14 protein-coding genes are annotated in these 15,318 nt (G+C 72.4%); 9 read left to right on the top strand and 5 right to left on the bottom strand.

All coding sequences use genetic code 11. From position 1 onward, the window contains the following. Positions 1-31: 31 nt before the first annotated feature. Positions 32-958, top strand: coding sequence for a mycothiol synthase (mshD, locus tag B5557_RS24000; RefSeq protein ID WP_079661394.1), 927 nt, complete (start codon positions 32-34; stop codon positions 956-958). 33 nt (positions 959-991) lie between these two features. Here mshD and B5557_RS23995 read toward each other — a convergent pair whose 3' ends face one another. The 5 genes from B5557_RS23995 to B5557_RS23975 form a co-directional block, all read right to left on the bottom strand. Continuing rightward, positions 992-1,795, bottom strand: coding sequence for an ABC transporter (locus B5557_RS23995; protein WP_231976016.1), 804 nt, complete (start codon positions 1,793-1,795; stop codon positions 992-994). Further along, complete coding sequence (locus B5557_RS23990) at positions 1,783-3,342, bottom strand: ABC transporter permease (protein ID WP_231976015.1); 1,560 nt, start codon at positions 3,340-3,342, stop codon at positions 1,783-1,785. The genes B5557_RS23995 and B5557_RS23990 overlap by 13 nt, the downstream gene beginning before the upstream one ends. Beyond that, entirely contained in the window at positions 3,339-4,220 is an 882-nt protein-coding gene (locus tag B5557_RS23985) for an ABC transporter ATP-binding protein (protein ID WP_079661393.1), read from the bottom strand. The genes B5557_RS23990 and B5557_RS23985 overlap by 4 nt, the downstream gene beginning before the upstream one ends. Before the next feature lie 109 nt (positions 4,221-4,329). Further along, a complete protein-coding gene (locus tag B5557_RS23980) occupies positions 4,330-5,172 on the bottom strand; it encodes a hypothetical protein (protein WP_079661392.1) in 843 nt (280 codons plus the stop codon). A gap of 67 nt (positions 5,173-5,239) precedes the next feature. Beyond that, positions 5,240-5,791, bottom strand: coding sequence for an RNA polymerase sigma factor (locus B5557_RS23975; RefSeq protein ID WP_079661391.1), 552 nt, complete (start codon positions 5,789-5,791; stop codon positions 5,240-5,242). 226 nt (positions 5,792-6,017) lie between these two features. Here B5557_RS23975 and B5557_RS23965 point away from each other — a divergent pair, with 226 nt between their 5' ends. From B5557_RS23965 to pstS, 8 genes are all read left to right on the top strand, one after another. Further along, positions 6,018-6,473: a GntR family transcriptional regulator gene (locus tag B5557_RS23965; protein WP_079661389.1), complete on the top strand. Its 456-nt coding sequence runs from the start codon at positions 6,018-6,020 to the stop codon at positions 6,471-6,473. Continuing rightward, complete coding sequence (locus B5557_RS23960) at positions 6,470-7,390, top strand: ABC transporter ATP-binding protein (protein WP_079661388.1); 921 nt, start codon at positions 6,470-6,472, stop codon at positions 7,388-7,390. Before B5557_RS23965 ends, B5557_RS23960 begins: the two co-directional genes overlap by 4 nt. Further along, positions 7,387-8,412, top strand: a complete 1,026-nt coding sequence (locus B5557_RS23955) for an ABC transporter permease (protein WP_079661387.1) — start codon at positions 7,387-7,389, stop codon at positions 8,410-8,412. Before B5557_RS23960 ends, B5557_RS23955 begins: the two co-directional genes overlap by 4 nt. An 85-nt stretch (positions 8,413-8,497) precedes the next feature. Next, positions 8,498-9,502, top strand: a complete 1,005-nt coding sequence (locus B5557_RS23950; protein WP_231976014.1) for a hypothetical protein — start codon at positions 8,498-8,500, stop codon at positions 9,500-9,502. A 204-nt stretch (positions 9,503-9,706) separates the two neighbouring features. Then, positions 9,707-12,064, top strand: coding sequence for an RNA degradosome polyphosphate kinase (locus B5557_RS23945; RefSeq protein ID WP_099936539.1), 2,358 nt, complete (start codon positions 9,707-9,709; stop codon positions 12,062-12,064). Beyond that, positions 12,045-13,286 (top strand): CHAD domain-containing protein, encoded by a 1,242-nt coding sequence (locus tag B5557_RS23940; protein ID WP_079661385.1) that lies wholly within the window; start codon positions 12,045-12,047, stop codon positions 13,284-13,286. The genes B5557_RS23945 and B5557_RS23940 overlap by 20 nt, the downstream gene beginning before the upstream one ends. A gap of 22 nt (positions 13,287-13,308) precedes the next feature. Beyond that, entirely contained in the window at positions 13,309-13,830 is a 522-nt protein-coding gene (locus B5557_RS23935; RefSeq protein ID WP_079661384.1) for an NUDIX hydrolase, read from the top strand. Between the two features lie 278 nt (positions 13,831-14,108). Further along, positions 14,109-15,242, top strand: coding sequence for a phosphate ABC transporter substrate-binding protein PstS (pstS, locus tag B5557_RS23930; RefSeq protein ID WP_079661383.1), 1,134 nt, complete (start codon positions 14,109-14,111; stop codon positions 15,240-15,242). The last annotated feature ends 76 nt before the right edge of the window (positions 15,243-15,318 follow it).

Genomic DNA, 15,318 nt, shown 5'->3' with positions numbered 1-15,318 from the left:
TTTGCGGCGCCCTCCCCTTACCCTCGTACGCATGACCAGCGACGACACCGCACGGATCCCCGGCTCCCGAGCCATCGAGACCCACTCCGAGCTCACCCCCGAGCAGGTCGAGGCCGTCCTCGACCTGCTCGCGGAGGCCGCCCGGACGGACGGCCAGCAGGCGGTGTCCGAACAGGGCCGGCTGCAGCTGCGCGGAGGCGCCCGCGAGGGCGTCTCCCACCTCGTCCTCACCCTCGGCGACGAACTCGTCGGTTACGCCCAGCTGGAGGACACTGACCCGGTCGAGGCGCCCGCCGCCGAACTGGTCGTCCACCCCTCCCACCGCGGTCACGGGCACGGGCGGGCGCTCGGCTCCGCCCTCCTCGCCGCCTCCGGCAAGCGACTTCGCGTGTGGGCCCACGGCGGGCACTCCGCCGCCCGGCACCTCGCCCAGGTCCTGGGCCTGTCGCTGTTCCGCGAACTGCGCCAGCTGCGGCGGCCCCTGACCGACCTGGAGCTGCCCGAGCCGGGGCTGCCCGAGGGTGTCACCGTCCGCACCTTCGTGCCCGGGCAGGACGACACCGCGTGGCTCGCCGTCAACGCCGCTTCCTTCGCCCACCACCCCGAACAGGGCTCCCTCACCCAGCGCGACCTCGACGACCGCAAGGCCCAGCCCTGGTTCGACCCCGCCGGCTTCTTCCTCGCCTTCCGCGGTGAGCAGCTCATCGGCTTCCACTGGACGAAGGTCCACGCCGAGGAACAACTCGGCGAGGTGTACGTCCTCGGCGTCGCCCCCGGGGTGCAGGGGGGCGGCCTCGGCAAGGCCCTCACCACGATCGGCCTGCGGCATCTTGCGGGGCAGGGCTTGCCCACGGCGATGCTGTACGTCGATGCCGACAACAAGGCGGCGGTGTCTGTGTACGAGAGGTTGGGGTTCACCACGTACGAGACGGATCTGATGTACCGGACGGAGACGTGAGCCTTCGTTGTTCGGCCCTGAAGGGGCTCGCCCTCAAACGCCGGACGGGCTCAAGAACCGGCGCCCCTTCAAAGGCTCCGGTGTCCATATCGCGCTCAGTGTCACCGTCACGCCCAGCACCACCGCCCATCTCAGCTGGGTCGCCACCCAGTAGGGGTCGTGGGGTGTTCCCAGCAGGCCCCACCTGTTGGGGACCAGCACGGTCACTCCGGCCGCCACTGCCAGCCAGATCGCCGTGCCTCTGCCCACTTCCGCCGTTGCGGTGAGGCGGACGGCGATCGTCGCGAGGGCGAGGGCGGCGCAGGCCATCGCCGCCGCTTCCAGCGTGGCCGGGCCGAGTCCGGGGCGGGTCGGCGCGGGGAGGAGGAGCAGGGCCGTCGCCCACCAGAGGAAGGTGAGCGGGGCCACAAGGGCCAGGCGCAGGACGGTTCGCCGGGCGCGGCCCACCGGTGTCGCCGCGGTCGTGTTGCGGGCAGGGTCGTCCAGGAGAAAGGCCAGGCCCAGAGCTCCGGTGAGCGCGGTGAGGCGCAGCACCAGCCGGCCCAGGTCGGCGTCCGGCGCGTGCTCCGGCAGACGTACCGTCGCCGCCAGCAGCAGGCCCATCCCACCGGTCGTGGCCAGCGCCTGCCAGGGGAGACTGCGCCACACCAGCGGCAGCAAGGACCGGAGCGGGACCGTGGGAACCCGCCTCGCTTCCGCTTCCGCTTCGACTTCGGCTTCGGCTTCGGCTTCGGCTTCGGCTTCGGCTTCGGCTTCCGCTTCGACTGCGGCTTCCGCCTCGACTGCGGCTTCCGCCTCGACTGCGGCTTCCGCTTCTCGTCCTCCTACTTCTCGCACTTCTCCGCCTCCTTCGGCACCTCGACGCCCAGCAGCTTCGCGGCCTGGGCGGTCGTCGTGCTCGCGGACGTCAGTTCCGCCCAGTGGGCCTTGACGCGGGCCGTCATCTCAGCGCGCGGGGCGGCAAGGAGTTCGCGGACCACCGCCGTCTGCGTCGCCGTCATGCTCAGTCCGTTCGTCGGGGCCAGGACCTGGCCCGAACCGCTGGTGGTGTCGTCCAGCCGCACGTGCTGGAACGTGGCCATCGGAGTGGGGTCGGCGCCCAGCACCAGCCACATGACGGTCACCGTGCGGGCGTCGCACATCTCCTGAAGCGTCACGCTCTCCGAACCACCCACCAGGACCGAGGCGGCACCGACCGCGAACTCGGGGACGCGGTTGCCGCCCCAGCGTGTGCCGACGGTCACCTCGCCCGGGGTGGAGGAGGGGTCCAGGGCGGCGTCGACCTCCTCACCGTTGTAGATGCGCTGGCGGACCGTCAGCGGAGCCTGCGCCGCCGAACCTCCCGCCAGGGACTGGAGCCGGTCGACGACCTCGGCCCATTCCGGCCGCACGCCCTTCCACTCGGGGAACGAGCAGTACGTCGAGCCGCCGTACCGCGTGCACGACTGGACCTTCTGCGGGGTCTCGGACGCCGTCTTGCGGGCCGCGTCCAGGGCCGCCGTGTCGCGCGGGATCTGGCCGATCACGCCGACCACGGTGGCCGCGAGGGCGAGAGCGGTCGCCGCCTTGACGGCTCGGGTCCGCCCGCCCGAGAGCAGTAGTGCCGCGCAGGCCAGCAGGACGCACGCCGCCGTCACATACAGCGCGTGCCAGCCGGCGGGACGGCCGAGGAGGTCAGCCGGTACCGGGTCGCCGCCGCTGGAATCGGAGAACAGGATCGGGGAGAGCCAACCCACCCACTTGCCGTCGATGCCGACGACGGCGGAAGCCAAAGTGATCAGCACGTACAGGGCGATGACGAAGAGTATGGGGATGAAGGGGGAGGGCAGCAGGCGGGCCAGCAGCACGCCCGTGATGCCCGCCATCAGGACGCTCAGCGGCCCGACGGCCAGTTCCCCGAGGGAGCCGTGACCGATCGCGCCGGGCTTCAGGGCCTCCCGGGTGAACTCGGCCACGACGACGAGCGCGGTGAGTGCCGCGTAGGGGATCACGGACAGCACATGGGCGAGGGTGCGCCGCCAGGGTTCCATGGGCAGCACGTCGAACTGCTGGACCGTGCCGTGCTTGCGGGAGCGCAGTGTGGCGGAGTTGGTGCAGATGAGCAGGGCGACGGCGAAGAGGAGGGGTGCCACCTGCGTCCGGCGGTCGACCGTGTTGAGGACGGGGAAGTCGTCCATGCCGTCCCTGCTCATCAGCCGCAGGACGACGAAGCCGACGTAGAGGGCGAAGAAGAACAGCACCGGGACCTGTTGGAGCAGTTCGCGGGTCTCGAAGCGGGCAAGGGCGAGGACCGCTCCGGCGCGCTGGCCCTCGCGTGGGGACTCGGTGCGCGTCGGGGCCGGCTGGCCCACCGTCGGGTTGCTGGTGCTCATGCTGGTGCTCATGCCGGCGCCTCCGCGCTCTCGCCGTCGAGGGCGAGCAGATAGCCGTCCTCCAGGGTGGGTTCGAGGAGGTCGGCGCCGGTCGGCGGGTCGCCGATGTTACGGAAGGCGCCGGTGCCGGTGCGCCAGCCGGCCAGGGCCTTCGGGTCGCGTTGCGCGCTGCTCCAGACCCGGCCGGCCGCGCGGGCCGTCAGGTCGGCCGGGGTGCCCTCGAAGCGGACCCGGCCGCCGGCCAGGACCACGACACGGTGGCAGAGCATCGCCACGTCCTCGGTCTGGTGGGTGGACAGCAGCACCGTGCGGCCCTCGCCCGCCTGGGCGATCAACTCACGGAATCTCATGCGCTGTTCGGGGTCGAGGCCGACGGTCGGCTCGTCCAGCACGAGGAAGCCGGGGCCGCCGACGAGGGCGGCGGCCAGGGCGACGCGCTGCCGCATGCCGCCGGACAACCGCTTGATGCGCTTGCCGCGCACCTCCGAGAGGTCGACGGCCTCCAGCACACGCCGCACCTCACGCAGCCGGGCGGCGCGGTCGGTGAGTTCCTTCAGGATCGCCACGTAGTCGACGAACTCGAAGGCGGTGAAGTCCGGGTGGAATCCCGGGCTTTGGGGGAGATAGCCGAGGGTGCGACGCAGGTTGAGGCGGCCGGTGGCGGTACTCGGATCGTGACCGAGGGCCGTGAACGAGCCCCCGTCGGGCGGCACTGCCGTGGCCAGCACCCGCAACAGGGTGGTCTTTCCGGCGCCGTTGGGTCCGAGCAGCCCGGTGACACCAGGACCCAGCCGCAGCGACACCCCGTCGAGGGCGCGGGTGCCGCCGAAACGCAGGGAGAGGTCGGTGACCGTCACGGTGGTGGAGCCGGAGACAGAGGCCGTGGTCATGTGGAACTCCTGAAGGCCGGGCCGAGAGACGCCGGAACCGAGGTCATTGGAACGCGGGCCGCGCGGGTAGGGGGCGTCGGGGTGAGGGGCATCGGGGTTGGTGGGTGGGTCATCGTGTGCCGCCTTCTGGGAAGCCGGCCAGGGGGCGGGCGTCGAAGCGGTCTCGGGACTGGTAGAGCAGCAGGGCGGCCAGGGCCGCCACCGCTGCCGCGGCCGACTGGCCCGCCGCCGTGAAGGGGGCGAGTGTGTCGTGCTCGGGCGTCCGGGCCGTGGCCACCATCAGCAGGGTCAGCCAGGCGCCGCCGACCAGGGCGGCCGCGACGACCGGGCCCAGCCGGGCGGTCAGCGCGAGGCCCGTCGCGGTCAGGGCGAGCGCGGGCAGCAGCCAGGACAGGGCCAGCAGCCCGTACCCCGGCAGGGCCAGCGTCGCCAGGCCGTTGAAGACCAGGCCCGCGGTGAGCACCGCGACCGTACGGATCATCAGCAGCCGGAAGCCGTGCAGCGGGGCGACGACGGCCATCTCGTACGTCGGGTCCAGGGACGGTCCGTAGGACAGGGCGACGCCTGCGAGCGGGAGCAGCGGGGCGAGTGCGAGGAACAGCGCGGGCTGGTCCGCCACACGCACCGCCAGCACCGTCATGACCAGCAGGAACAGCACCGACAGCAGCCAGGAGCGGCGCAGTACCGGAGTCGCCGCGAGCAGCCGCGCGGTGTGGTCGGCCACGCCGAGCCGCACCAGCAGCCGTTCGAGCAGGCTCGGGCGCGGCGCGTCCAACTCGGCGTCCAGCCGTTCCCAGCCGGCGTCCAGCGCGACCGGGTCGGTGGTCGCCGCCAGCCGGGCCCGGCACTGCGCGCACCCGGTGAGGTGGGTGTCGGCGGACCACAGCAGGGGGGGCGCCAACTCGCCGTGCGCGTAGGCGCGCAGGTCTTCTTCCGCCACGTGCCACGTCATGCCAGGTCCTCCCTCGACTGCTCGTCGCCCACGCGAGCGCGCGAGCCCACTCCGCACACGTACCGCCTCATGCCAGCGCCTCCCGCAGTTGCTTGCGGGCACGCTGGGCCCGCGTCTTGACGGTGCCGGGCGGAATGCCGAGCAGAACGGCCGCCTCCCGGGTGGTGAGCCCGTCGATGACGGTCGCCTGCAGGACGGCCCGCAGCTCCGGCGAGAGCCGGACGAGGGCCCCGGCGAGGTCTCCGTGCTCCACCCCCGCGAGCACGCGTTCCTCCGCCGAGGCCTCGTCACGGTGACGCAGACGGGTCAGTGCCTGGCGCAGCCGGCCGCGCGCCCCGTCGCCGCGCACGGCGTCGACGAGGCGCCGCGCGCCGATGCGCCACAGCCAGCCCGCGGCGTCGCCGGAGGCGCTCTCCTCGCGGTAGCGGGCGGTGCCGCGCCACACCGCGAGGAACGTCTCCTGAACGACGTCGTCGACTATCCCGGCGTCGGCGCAGCGGCCGCGCAGGCGCGCGGTCAGCCACGGTGCGTACCGCCGGTACAGCTCCTCGAAGGCGTGACGGTCCCGGTCCGCCGCGATGGCCCGCAGCAGCTCCCCGTCGCTTCTCGTTTCGCTCACAACCCCTCATCGGACGAGCCCCGCCGATCGGTTCACGATTCCCCACACGATTTTTTCGGGCCCACCGGCACCGCCCCCACATCCCCCACTGCCCCCGCCTGCCCCACCGACCCCCACTCCCCCCGCCTGCTCCACCTGCCCCCACTCGCCCCACCTGCCGATCTTGACTTCCGCGCCGCGTTCCACCACCCTTTCACTACTCAATTAGTGAAAGGGTGGTTGTCCAGTGGTCGAATACCGCATCGACCGGCACAGCGGCGTCGCCACCTACGTCCAGATCGTCCAGCAGACGAAGCAGGCGCTGCGCCTGGGCATGCTGCAGGCCGGCGACAAGCTGCCCACCGCCCGCGAGGTCGTCGAGGCGACCGCCATCAACCCGAACACCGTGTTGAAGGCGTACCGCGAGCTGGAGCGCGACGGGTTGGTGGAGGCCCGGCGCGGCCTCGGCACCTTCGTGCGGCGCGGGCTGAGCACCGCCCCGGCCGACTCGCCCCTGCGCACCGAACTGGACGGCTGGGCGGTCCGGGCCCGAGCGGCCGGGCTGGACCGCGACGACGTCTCCGCGCTCTTCACAGCCGTACTCGACGAACAGTTCGCCGTATCCACGGCACCCGCCGTGCCTGCCGTATCCGACACCCTCACCACCCGTGAGCGAGAGCACCCCCAGGGAGACCCCTCATGACCGACACCGCCATGGCGGCAACCGCGCTCGGCAAGCGCTTCGGCCGACGCGGGGGCTGGGCGTTGCGCGACTGCACGTTCCGGCTCCCCGCCGGGCGCGTCTGTGCCGTCGTCGGGCCCAACGGCGCGGGCAAGTCCACGCTCCTCGCCCTTGCCACCGGTCTGCTGGCCCCCACCGAGGGCCGGATCACCGTCCTGGGGACGGACCCGGCGTCCGCACGCGCGCGTGTCGCTTACGTCGCCCAGGACAAGCCCCTGTACCCGCAGCTCACCGTCGCCGAGACGCTGCTCGTGGGCGCCGACCTCAACCCGGGCCGCTGGGACGCCACCACAGCCGAGCGGATCGTTTCCGCGGGCGATCTCGACCGCAAGAAGAGGATCCGTTCCCTCTCCGGCGGCCAGCGCACCCGCGTCGCACTCGCCCTGGCCCTGGCCAAGCAGCCCGAACTGCTCCTCCTCGACGAGCCGATGGCCGACCTCGACCCGCTGGCCCGGCACGAGCTGATGGGCACCCTGATGGCCTGCGCGGCGCAGTACGGCACGACGATCGTGATGTCGTCGCATGTGGTGGCCGAGCTGGAGGACTCCTGCGACCACCTGCTGCTGGTGGGCGGCGGTCGGGTGCGCCTCGCCGGTGAGATCGACGACCTGCTCGCCGCCCACGCGCGCGTGAGCGCACCGACGCAGTCCAGCGCCTCGGACCTCGCCCGGGACCCCGGCCGGGATCTCGCCCCGCACATGGTCGTCGAGTCGCGGATCACGGGCCGTCAGCTCTCCGCCCTGGTGCGGCCGGCGGGCCCGCTCGCCGACGACTGGCGCACCTCGACGCCCTCCCTGGAGGACCTCCTCCTCGCCTACCTGCGCAACCCGCAGGCCGCTCCGCTCACCCCGGCCGCGCCCGAGGAGGCCGCCGTATGACCGCACTCGCCCTCTCCCCGGCCGCCTCGAAGGGCACCCCCGAACGCCGTCCCGGACCGCGCTGGCTGCTGCGGCTGCACCGGAGCGCCCTGTACGCCTGGACCGGCCTCGTCGTCGCCCTCGCCGTCGCCCTGGTGTGGCTGTGGGGGCCGCTCACCGACAGTGCGGCCGACGCCTGGCGGCAGTACCGCGCCTGCCCCGAGGACGGCCTCTGCGAGTACGACCAGGACGCGATCGTCCGCTTCAAGAGCGTGTACATGTACACGACCGGCGCGCTGACCGCGCTCCCCTTCGCGGTCGCCGCCTGGGCGGGTGCCTCGCTGTTCGGCCGCGAGCTGGAGCACGGCACCGCACAGCTCGCCTGGACGCAGGGGGTGTCCCCGACCCGCTGGCTGGCCACCAAGCTCGCCGTGCCGACCGTCCTGATCGCCGCTGGCACCGGCCTGCTGGTGGCGCTGCACCACCTGATGTGGTCGGCGGGCGTCAACCGCATCGACACCACCAAGAGCTGGTACGACAACCTCACCCTGCACACCAACGGCCCCACCACGGTCGCCTTCGCCCTGCTCGGCCTGGCCGGGGGCGCCCTGGCCGGCCTGCTGCTGCGCCGCACCCTGCCCGCGCTGGTCCTCGCCCTCGGCTTCGTCGGCGCCGCGCGCGTGCTCGCCGACCAGGCCCTGCCGCACCTGTGGCCGGGCGTCACCAAGGTCACGAGCCTCAGTGCCGGCCCCGACAGAGTGGGCATCATGATCGACTCGGGCCTGGTCACCTCCACCGGCGCGCACATCCCGGACATCGGCTGCGCGTCTCTCCTCCCGAACGGCTGTGCCGATGCGTACGCAAAGCTCGACGCGACCGGCTACTACGCCACCTACCACCCCGAGTCGCACTACTGGCCGCTCCAGCTGACCACGACCGCCCTCCTGCTGACAGTCGCCGCCGCCCTCACCGTGGCCGCGTTCGTCCTCCTCAGGCGCACCACCGCCACCACCCCGCGCGCGGGCGAGGAGAGGACCGTATGACCACCGCCGACAGCCCCGCCCCCGCCTCCCCCGCCACCGTCCGGACACGCCACATCACCCTCCCCACCCGCCAGGAGAGTCCCGTATGACCACCGCCGTCGATGCGAGCCGTCGTTCCACCGTCGGCCGGCCCGGACCATTGCCCCGTGCCTGGGGCACCGCCCGCACGGTGCTGCGCGTGCACCGCGCCGCCCTCGTCGTCTGGGCCGGCCTCGTGGTGGTCCTGTGCGGCTGGCTGGTATGGGCCACCGAGGCCGCCGACAGGGACGCGCGCGCTGCCGCGGAGGTCTGTGACCGTATGGGCCAAGACCTGTGCGACAGCGCCATCGACTGGGTCGGCCACAGCGTGTCGGTCGACTGGATCGGCCTGCTGACCTCGTACCTCTTCCTCGCCGTGGCCGCGTACGCGGGCGGCGCGCTGGTCGGGCGCGAGCTGGAGAGCGGCACCGCGCGCTTCGCCTGGACCCAGGGCGTCTCCCCCACCCGCTGGCTGGCCGCCAAGCTGGCCGTACCCGCGCTCGTCGTGACCGTCGGCGCCACCGCCCTGGTCCTCGTGTACCGCTGGGCCTGGAACGCCACCCAGGACCCGCAGTACCACGGCTGGATGTCCGACGACGCGTACCTCTCCCGCGGCCCGGCCACCGTCGCGTACGCCCTGTGCGCCCTCGCCGTCGGCGCGGTCACCGCGCTCCTGATACGCCGCGCACTGCCCGCCCTCGCGGTCTCCGTCGTCGCGACCGGGCTGCTCGGCTACGTCGTGGCGCAGTGCCGCGCCTCCTTCTGGCCCGCCGTGACCATCACCGCGTCGCCCGCGGAGCTCGACTATCCCGCGTCCGCGTGGGTGGTGGAGAGCGGCGCCATCGTCCACGGCCGACATGTCCGGGACCTCGACGTCACCCGGTGCTACGGCGGCTCGACCGCCAGGACGCAGGGTTGCCTCGACGACATGGGCGTCCAAGGCTCGTACCTGACCTACCACCCCGAGTCCCACTACTGGCCGCTCCACCTCGTGGAGACCGGCATCGTGCTCGCCGTCACGGCCGCCGTGACCGCCGCCGCCTTCTGGCTGCTGCGCCGCCGCACCGCCTGAACCCGCGAGACCAGGGGTGCGTACGTCCCTCCACGGGGGGAAGGACGTACGCACCCTGTGTTTCCCGGCCGGCCGTCAGCCCGCGAGCATCCTCCGCGCCACCCCACGCGACACCCACGAGCCACCCCCGCGAGCCGCCCCCCGATATCCCGCACGCCATGTCGCCGTAACCGTCGGTTCAGATGACCTTGCGACGCTCGGTGAATGAACCCCGCCGTGCCCGAGCCTTCGCCGCCCCCCGAGGGGAATCAGCCCCCCAAAGGGTCCGCCGCGATCCCGCCCGCACGTTCAGACGCGCCTGTCACGCTGCTGGCGCGGAACAATGGGTTTATGAGCCAGTCAGACGCCACGGCACAGGTCCAGCACGCACAGCCCTCAGTGGGCTCCATAGCCGCGCACCGCCCGCACACCGTGTCGGCCGCGGTCTCCGACCTGGAACCCGACATCGACGCGGACCTCGACGCCTACGAGGAGTCGCCGTACGACGGGCCCGAGCTGCCCCAGGGTCGTTTCCTCGACCGGGAGCGCAGCTGGCTCGCGTTCAACGAGCGGGTCCTGGAGCTCGCCGAGGACCCGAACACCCCCCTCCTCGAACGCGCGAACTTCCTCGCCATCTTCGCCAGCAACCTGGACGAGTTCTTCATGGTCCGGGTGGCCGGACTGAAGCGCCGCATCGCCACCGGCGTCGCCACCCGCTCCGCCTCCGGTCTCCAGCCGCGCGAGGTGCTGGAGATGATCTGGGCCCGCTCGCGCGAGCTCATGGCCCGGCACGCCGCGACGTACCACGAGGACATCGCCCCCGCCCTCGCGGAGGAGGGCATCCACCTGGTCCGCTGGAGCGAGCTGACGGAGAAGGAGCAGGCCCGCCTCTTCACGCTGTTCCGGCACCAGATCTTCCCCGTCCTCACCCCCCTCGCCGTGGACCCCGCGCACCCCTTCCCGTACATCTCGGGTCTCTCGCTCAACCTCGCGGTCGTCGTGCGCAACCCGGTCAGCGGTCACGACCACTTCGCGCGCGTCAAGGTGCCGCCGCTGCTGTCCCGCTTCCTGGAGGCCTCCCCGGGCCGCTACGTCCCCATCGAGGACGTCATCGGCGCCCACCTGGAGGAGCTCTTCCCGGGCATGGAGGTGCTGGAGCACCACGCCTTCCGGCTCACCCGCAACGAGGACCTCGAGGTCGAGGAGGACGACGCCGAGAACCTCCTGCAGGCCCTGGAGAAGGAACTCATGCGGCGCCGCTTCGGGCCGCCGGTGCGCCTGGAGGTCGAGGAGTCCATCAACCGCGAGGTGCTGGACCTGCTGGTGCGCGAGCTGAAGATCTCCGAGGCCGAGGTCTACCCGCTGCCCGGCCCCCTCGACCTCACCGGTCTCTTCCGCATCCACGGCCTCGACCGTCCCGAGCTGAAGTACAAGAAGTTCATCGCCGGCACCCACCGCGACCTCGCCGAGGTCGAGTCGGCGTCCGCGCCCGACGTCTTCGCGGCGCTGCGCTCCCGGGACGTGCTCCTGCACCACCCCTACGACAGCTTCTCCACCTCCGTCCAGGCCTTCCTGGAGCAGGCGGCCGCCGACCCGGACGTCCTCGCCATCAAGCAGACCCTGTACCGGACCTCGGGCGACTCCCCGATCGTCGACGCGCTCATCGAGGCCGCCGAGTCCGGCAAGCAGGTCCTCGTCCTGGTCGAGATCAAGGCCCGCTTCGACGAGCACGCCAACATCAAGTGGGCGCGGAAGCTGGAGGAGGCCGGCTGCCATGTCGTCTACGGCCTGGTCGGCCTGAAGACGCACTGCAAGCTGTCGCTGGTGGTCCGGCAGGAAGGCGACACCCTGCGCCGCTACTGCCACGTCGGCACCGGCAACTACCACCCCAAGACGGCCCGGCTCTACGAGGACCTCGGACTGCTCACCGCGGACCCGCAGGTCGGCGCGGACCTCTCGGACCTGTTCAACCGGCTCTCCGGCTACTCCCGCCGCGAGACCTACCGCCGGCTGCTCGTCGCCCCCAAGTCCCTGCGCGACGGCCTGATCTCGCGCGTCGACAAGGAAGTCCAGCACCACCGCGCCGGACGGCCCGCGCACATCCGCATCAAGGTCAACTCGATCGTCGACGAAGCGCTCATCGACTCCCTCTACCGCGCGTCCCAGGCGGGCGTGCCGGTCGATGTGTGGGTGCGTGGCATCTGCGCGGTGCGCCCGGGCGTGCCGGGGCTGTCGGAGAACATCCGGGTCCGCTCGATACTCGGCCGCTTCCTCGAACACTCCCGTGTCTTCGGCTTCGGCAACGGCGGTGAGCCCGAGGTGTGGATCGGCAGCGCCGACATGATGCACCGCAACCTCGACCGGCGTATCGAGGCCCTGGTCAGGGTCATCGACCCGGCCCACCGGGCGTCCCTGAACCGAATGCTGGAGACCGGTATGTCCGACTCCACCGCCTCCTGGCACCTCGGCCCGGACGGCGACTGGATCCGGCACGCGACGGACACGGACGGTGCGCCCCTGCGCAACATCCAGGAGATGCTCATAGACGCGCGGAGGCGCCGGCGTGGCACAGCGACACCATGACCTGACGGACGCCCAGGCCGGGCCCGTGACCACGGGGGACGCCCTCGCGGGCTACCTCCGTGACCAGGCCACGGAATTCCTGCGCGCCCTGCGCCTGCACCGCGAGAGCGGGGGCGCGACGGCGAACGGCTCGTCGAGCGGCGCGGCGAACGGCGCCGCAGGCGGCGCCGCGGGCGGCGCTCAGGAGCGCGTCGACGCGGTGCGCGCCCTGCGCCGCTCGGCCCGCCGCATCAGCGGCAGTCTGCACACCTTCCGGCCGCTCCTCGACGCCGAGTGGTCGGAGGGCATCCGCCCCGAACTGGCGTGGCTGTCGGGCACGTTGGCCCTGGAGCAGGCGTACGGGGCCCGGCTGGAGCGGCTGCTGCTGGCGCTGAACCGGCTGTCGGGCACCACCCCGACGCCCGCCCCGACGCCCGCCCCGACGCCCGCCCCGGCGCCCGTACCGACGCCCGTACCGACGCCCGTACCGGCCCAGCCGGCCGGCCGGAGCGCGGGTGACCGGGCCGCGGACCGGATGGCCGACCGGATGGCCGACCGGATGGCCGACCGGGTGGCCGACCGGGCCGCCGCCCACCGGCCGACGGCGGTCCCGGACCGCGGCAACCTGACCGTGGGCGCGGCGAAGGCGGGCGCCCTGCTGGACCGTCAGCTCACCCTCGCCCGCACCCGGGCCCACTCCACCGCCCTGCAGGCCCTCGGCTCCTCCCGCTTCCACGCCGTCGCGGACCAGGTAGCCGTCCTCGCCAGCGAGGTCCCCCTCACCTCCGCCGCCCCCACGACCGACCTGCGCCCGCTCGCCGAGGCGGCCGAGGAGCGCCTGTCCGACGCGGTCGCCGCGCTCCCGCTGGTCACCGCGGGCAGCCCGTACAACGCGGAGGCCCTGATCCACGGCCTCTCCCCGGAGCCGGCCCCGCATCCGCAGGACGCGCCCTGGCACCAGGTCCGTCTGCTGCTGCGCCTGCACCGCTACGCCTGCGAGGTCGCCCACGGCCGCGCCGCCCCCCTGGACGTCCGCCTGCTCTCGGCCGGCCAGGCCCTCGACCGGCACCGCGACGCCTCGGAGGCGGCGTCCGCGGCGGCCCAGGCGGCCCGTACGCCCCGGATCGCGCCGGCGACGGCGTACGCGCTCGGCGTGCTGCACGCCGACCAGCGGCATGAGGTGGAGGCGGCGCGGTACGCGTTCCAGCGTTCCTGGCAGAAGCAGACGATCGGCACACCCTGAGCCACCAGGCGGTGAGTACCGGATGAGCACGGCGAAGAATCCCGATGGCACCACCGACACCACTGGCCCTACCGACCCGAGCCACACCAGCAACCCGACCGACACCAGTGGCCCCACTGACGTCACTGGCCCCACCGACACCGTTGTCCGGGCCGCCGGCTGCGTGCTGTGGCGGCGCTCCTCGTCGGGGGGTGAACTGGAGGTATGCCTCGTTCACCGCCCCAAGTACGACGACTGGTCGCACCCCAAGGGGAAGCTGAAACGCGGTGAGGAGCCGCTCGCGGGCGCGCTGCGGGAGGTCGAGGAGGAGACCGGCCACCGGGCCGCGCCCGGCGCCCGGCTGCCCACCATGGAGTACGAGGCGAACGGCCGTCCCAAGCAGGTCCACTACTGGGCGGCCGAGGCCGTCTCCGGCACGTTCACGCCGAACCACGAGGTCGACCGAGTCCTCTGGCTCGCGCCGCAGGCCGCCCGCGACCGGCTGACCCAGTCGAGGGACCGCACGCTCGTGGACGCCCTCCTGGACGTCCTCCACCTGGCATAACGGAGGCGGAAGACCGGGCGGCACAGAGACGGAGGATCGGGTGACCGCCGGAACCGGGCCGTGTCCTCGACGTGAGCGTTCCGTGACCTAACCACACCGTCCCCAGGGGTTCACCCGCCGTTCACCCGCGCCCGTAAGCGCCTTCACCTGATCTGCCTAATTTCGGCCTTACGCGGTGCGGTGCGCGACCCAGGCGGTCACGTCCGTTCCGACCAGACTTCGCACACTCCGCACGCCGCCGAATTCAGGACGGCGGCTCCAGGAAGGATCTTCCCCAAGTGAAGCTTCAGCGCATGAACCGGCGGGCTCTCTCCCTCGGTGCTCTCGCCGTCTCCGGCGCCCTGGCCCTCACGGCGTGCGGCTCCGACGACACCGGCTCCAGCAGTGGCAGCAGCAGCCCGTCCTCCGCCACCGCCGCCGCCGGCTCCATCAAGTGCGACGACGCCAAGGGCCAGCTCCTCGCCGACGGCTCCTCCGCGCAGAAGAACGCGATCGACGCCTGGGTGAAGAACTTCACGCAGGCCTGCAACGGCGTCCAGGTCAACTACAAGGGCTCCGGCTCCGGCGCGGGCGTCACCGCCTTCACGCAGGGCCAGATCGCCTTCGCCGGCTCCGACTCCGCCCTGAAGGACGACGCCGTCGCCGCGTCGAAGTCGGTCTGCTCCGGCGGCCAGGGCATCGACCTGCCGATGGTCGCGGGCCCGATCGCCGTTGCCTACAACGTCGAGGGCGTCGACAACCTCGTCCTGGACGCCTCCACGATCGCCAAGATCTTCAACGGCAAGATCACCAACTGGAACGACGAGGCGATCAAGAAGCTCAACCCGACCGCCAAGCTGCCCGACCAGAAGATCCAGCCGTACCACCGCTCGGACGAGTCCGGCACCACGGACAACTTCACCAAGTACCTGATCGCCACCGCCAAGACCGACTGGCCCTACTCCGGCGGCAAGGCCTGGCAGGCCAAGGGCGGCCAGTCCGCAGCCGGTTCCTCCGGTGTCGCCCAGGGCGTCAAGTCGACCCCCGGCGCGATCGGCTACATGGAGCTGTCGTACGCCAAGGACGGTCTGGGCACCGTCGCCATCAACACCGGCGCCGCGGCACCGGTGAAGGCCTCCTCCGACGGCGCCACCAAGGCCGTCGCCGCCGCGCAGGTCGTCGGCACCGGCAGCGACCTGTCGCTGAAGCTGGACTACAACACCAAGGCCGACGGCGCCTACCCGCTCACCCTGGTCACGTACGAGATCGTCTGCGACAAGGGCAACAAGGCCGCCACCCTGCCCGCCACCAAGGCGTTCCTGCGCTACATCGCCAGCACGGACGGCCAGGGCATCCTCTCGGGCATCGACTACGCGCCGATCCCCGACGCCATCATCTCCAAGGTCCGCACCACCATCGAGGGCCTGAGCTGATCTGAGCGGTGCGGTCCGGCGCCGGGGAGCCCCCGGTCCGGACCGCACCCGTCCGGTGCACCGCCGCCAGGGGCCG

This window comes from Streptomyces sp. 3214.6, from assembly GCF_900129855.1.
Classification (GTDB): Bacteria; Actinomycetota; Actinomycetes; order Streptomycetales; family Streptomycetaceae; genus Streptomyces; species Streptomyces soliscabiei.
The sequence above is the reverse complement of the archived record's forward strand: the minus strand, read 5'-3'. Positions and strand labels throughout refer to the sequence as shown.

What these genes read in the sequence shown, in the direction of transcription:
- mshD (WP_079661394.1), top strand. Translation starts at nt 32, where the DNA reads ATGACCAGCGACGACACCGCACGGATCCCCGGCTCCCGAGCCATCGAG.
- B5557_RS23990 (WP_231976015.1), bottom strand. Translation starts at nt 3,342, where the DNA reads ATGAGCACCAGCATGAGCACCAGCAACCCGACGGTGGGCCAGCCGGCC.
- B5557_RS23985 (WP_079661393.1), bottom strand. Translation starts at nt 4,220, where the DNA reads ATGACCACGGCCTCTGTCTCCGGCTCCACCACCGTGACGGTCACCGAC.
- B5557_RS23980 (WP_079661392.1), bottom strand. Translation starts at nt 5,172, where the DNA reads ATGACGTGGCACGTGGCGGAAGAAGACCTGCGCGCCTACGCGCACGGC.
- B5557_RS23960 (WP_079661388.1), top strand. Translation starts at nt 6,470, where the DNA reads ATGACCGACACCGCCATGGCGGCAACCGCGCTCGGCAAGCGCTTCGGC.
- B5557_RS23955 (WP_079661387.1), top strand. Translation starts at nt 7,387, where the DNA reads ATGACCGCACTCGCCCTCTCCCCGGCCGCCTCGAAGGGCACCCCCGAA.
- B5557_RS23950 (WP_231976014.1), top strand. Translation starts at nt 8,498, where the DNA reads ATGACCACCGCCGTCGATGCGAGCCGTCGTTCCACCGTCGGCCGGCCC.
- B5557_RS23945 (WP_099936539.1), top strand. Translation starts at nt 9,707, where the DNA reads ATGAACCCCGCCGTGCCCGAGCCTTCGCCGCCCCCCGAGGGGAATCAG.
- B5557_RS23935 (WP_079661384.1), top strand. Translation starts at nt 13,309, where the DNA reads ATGAGCACGGCGAAGAATCCCGATGGCACCACCGACACCACTGGCCCT.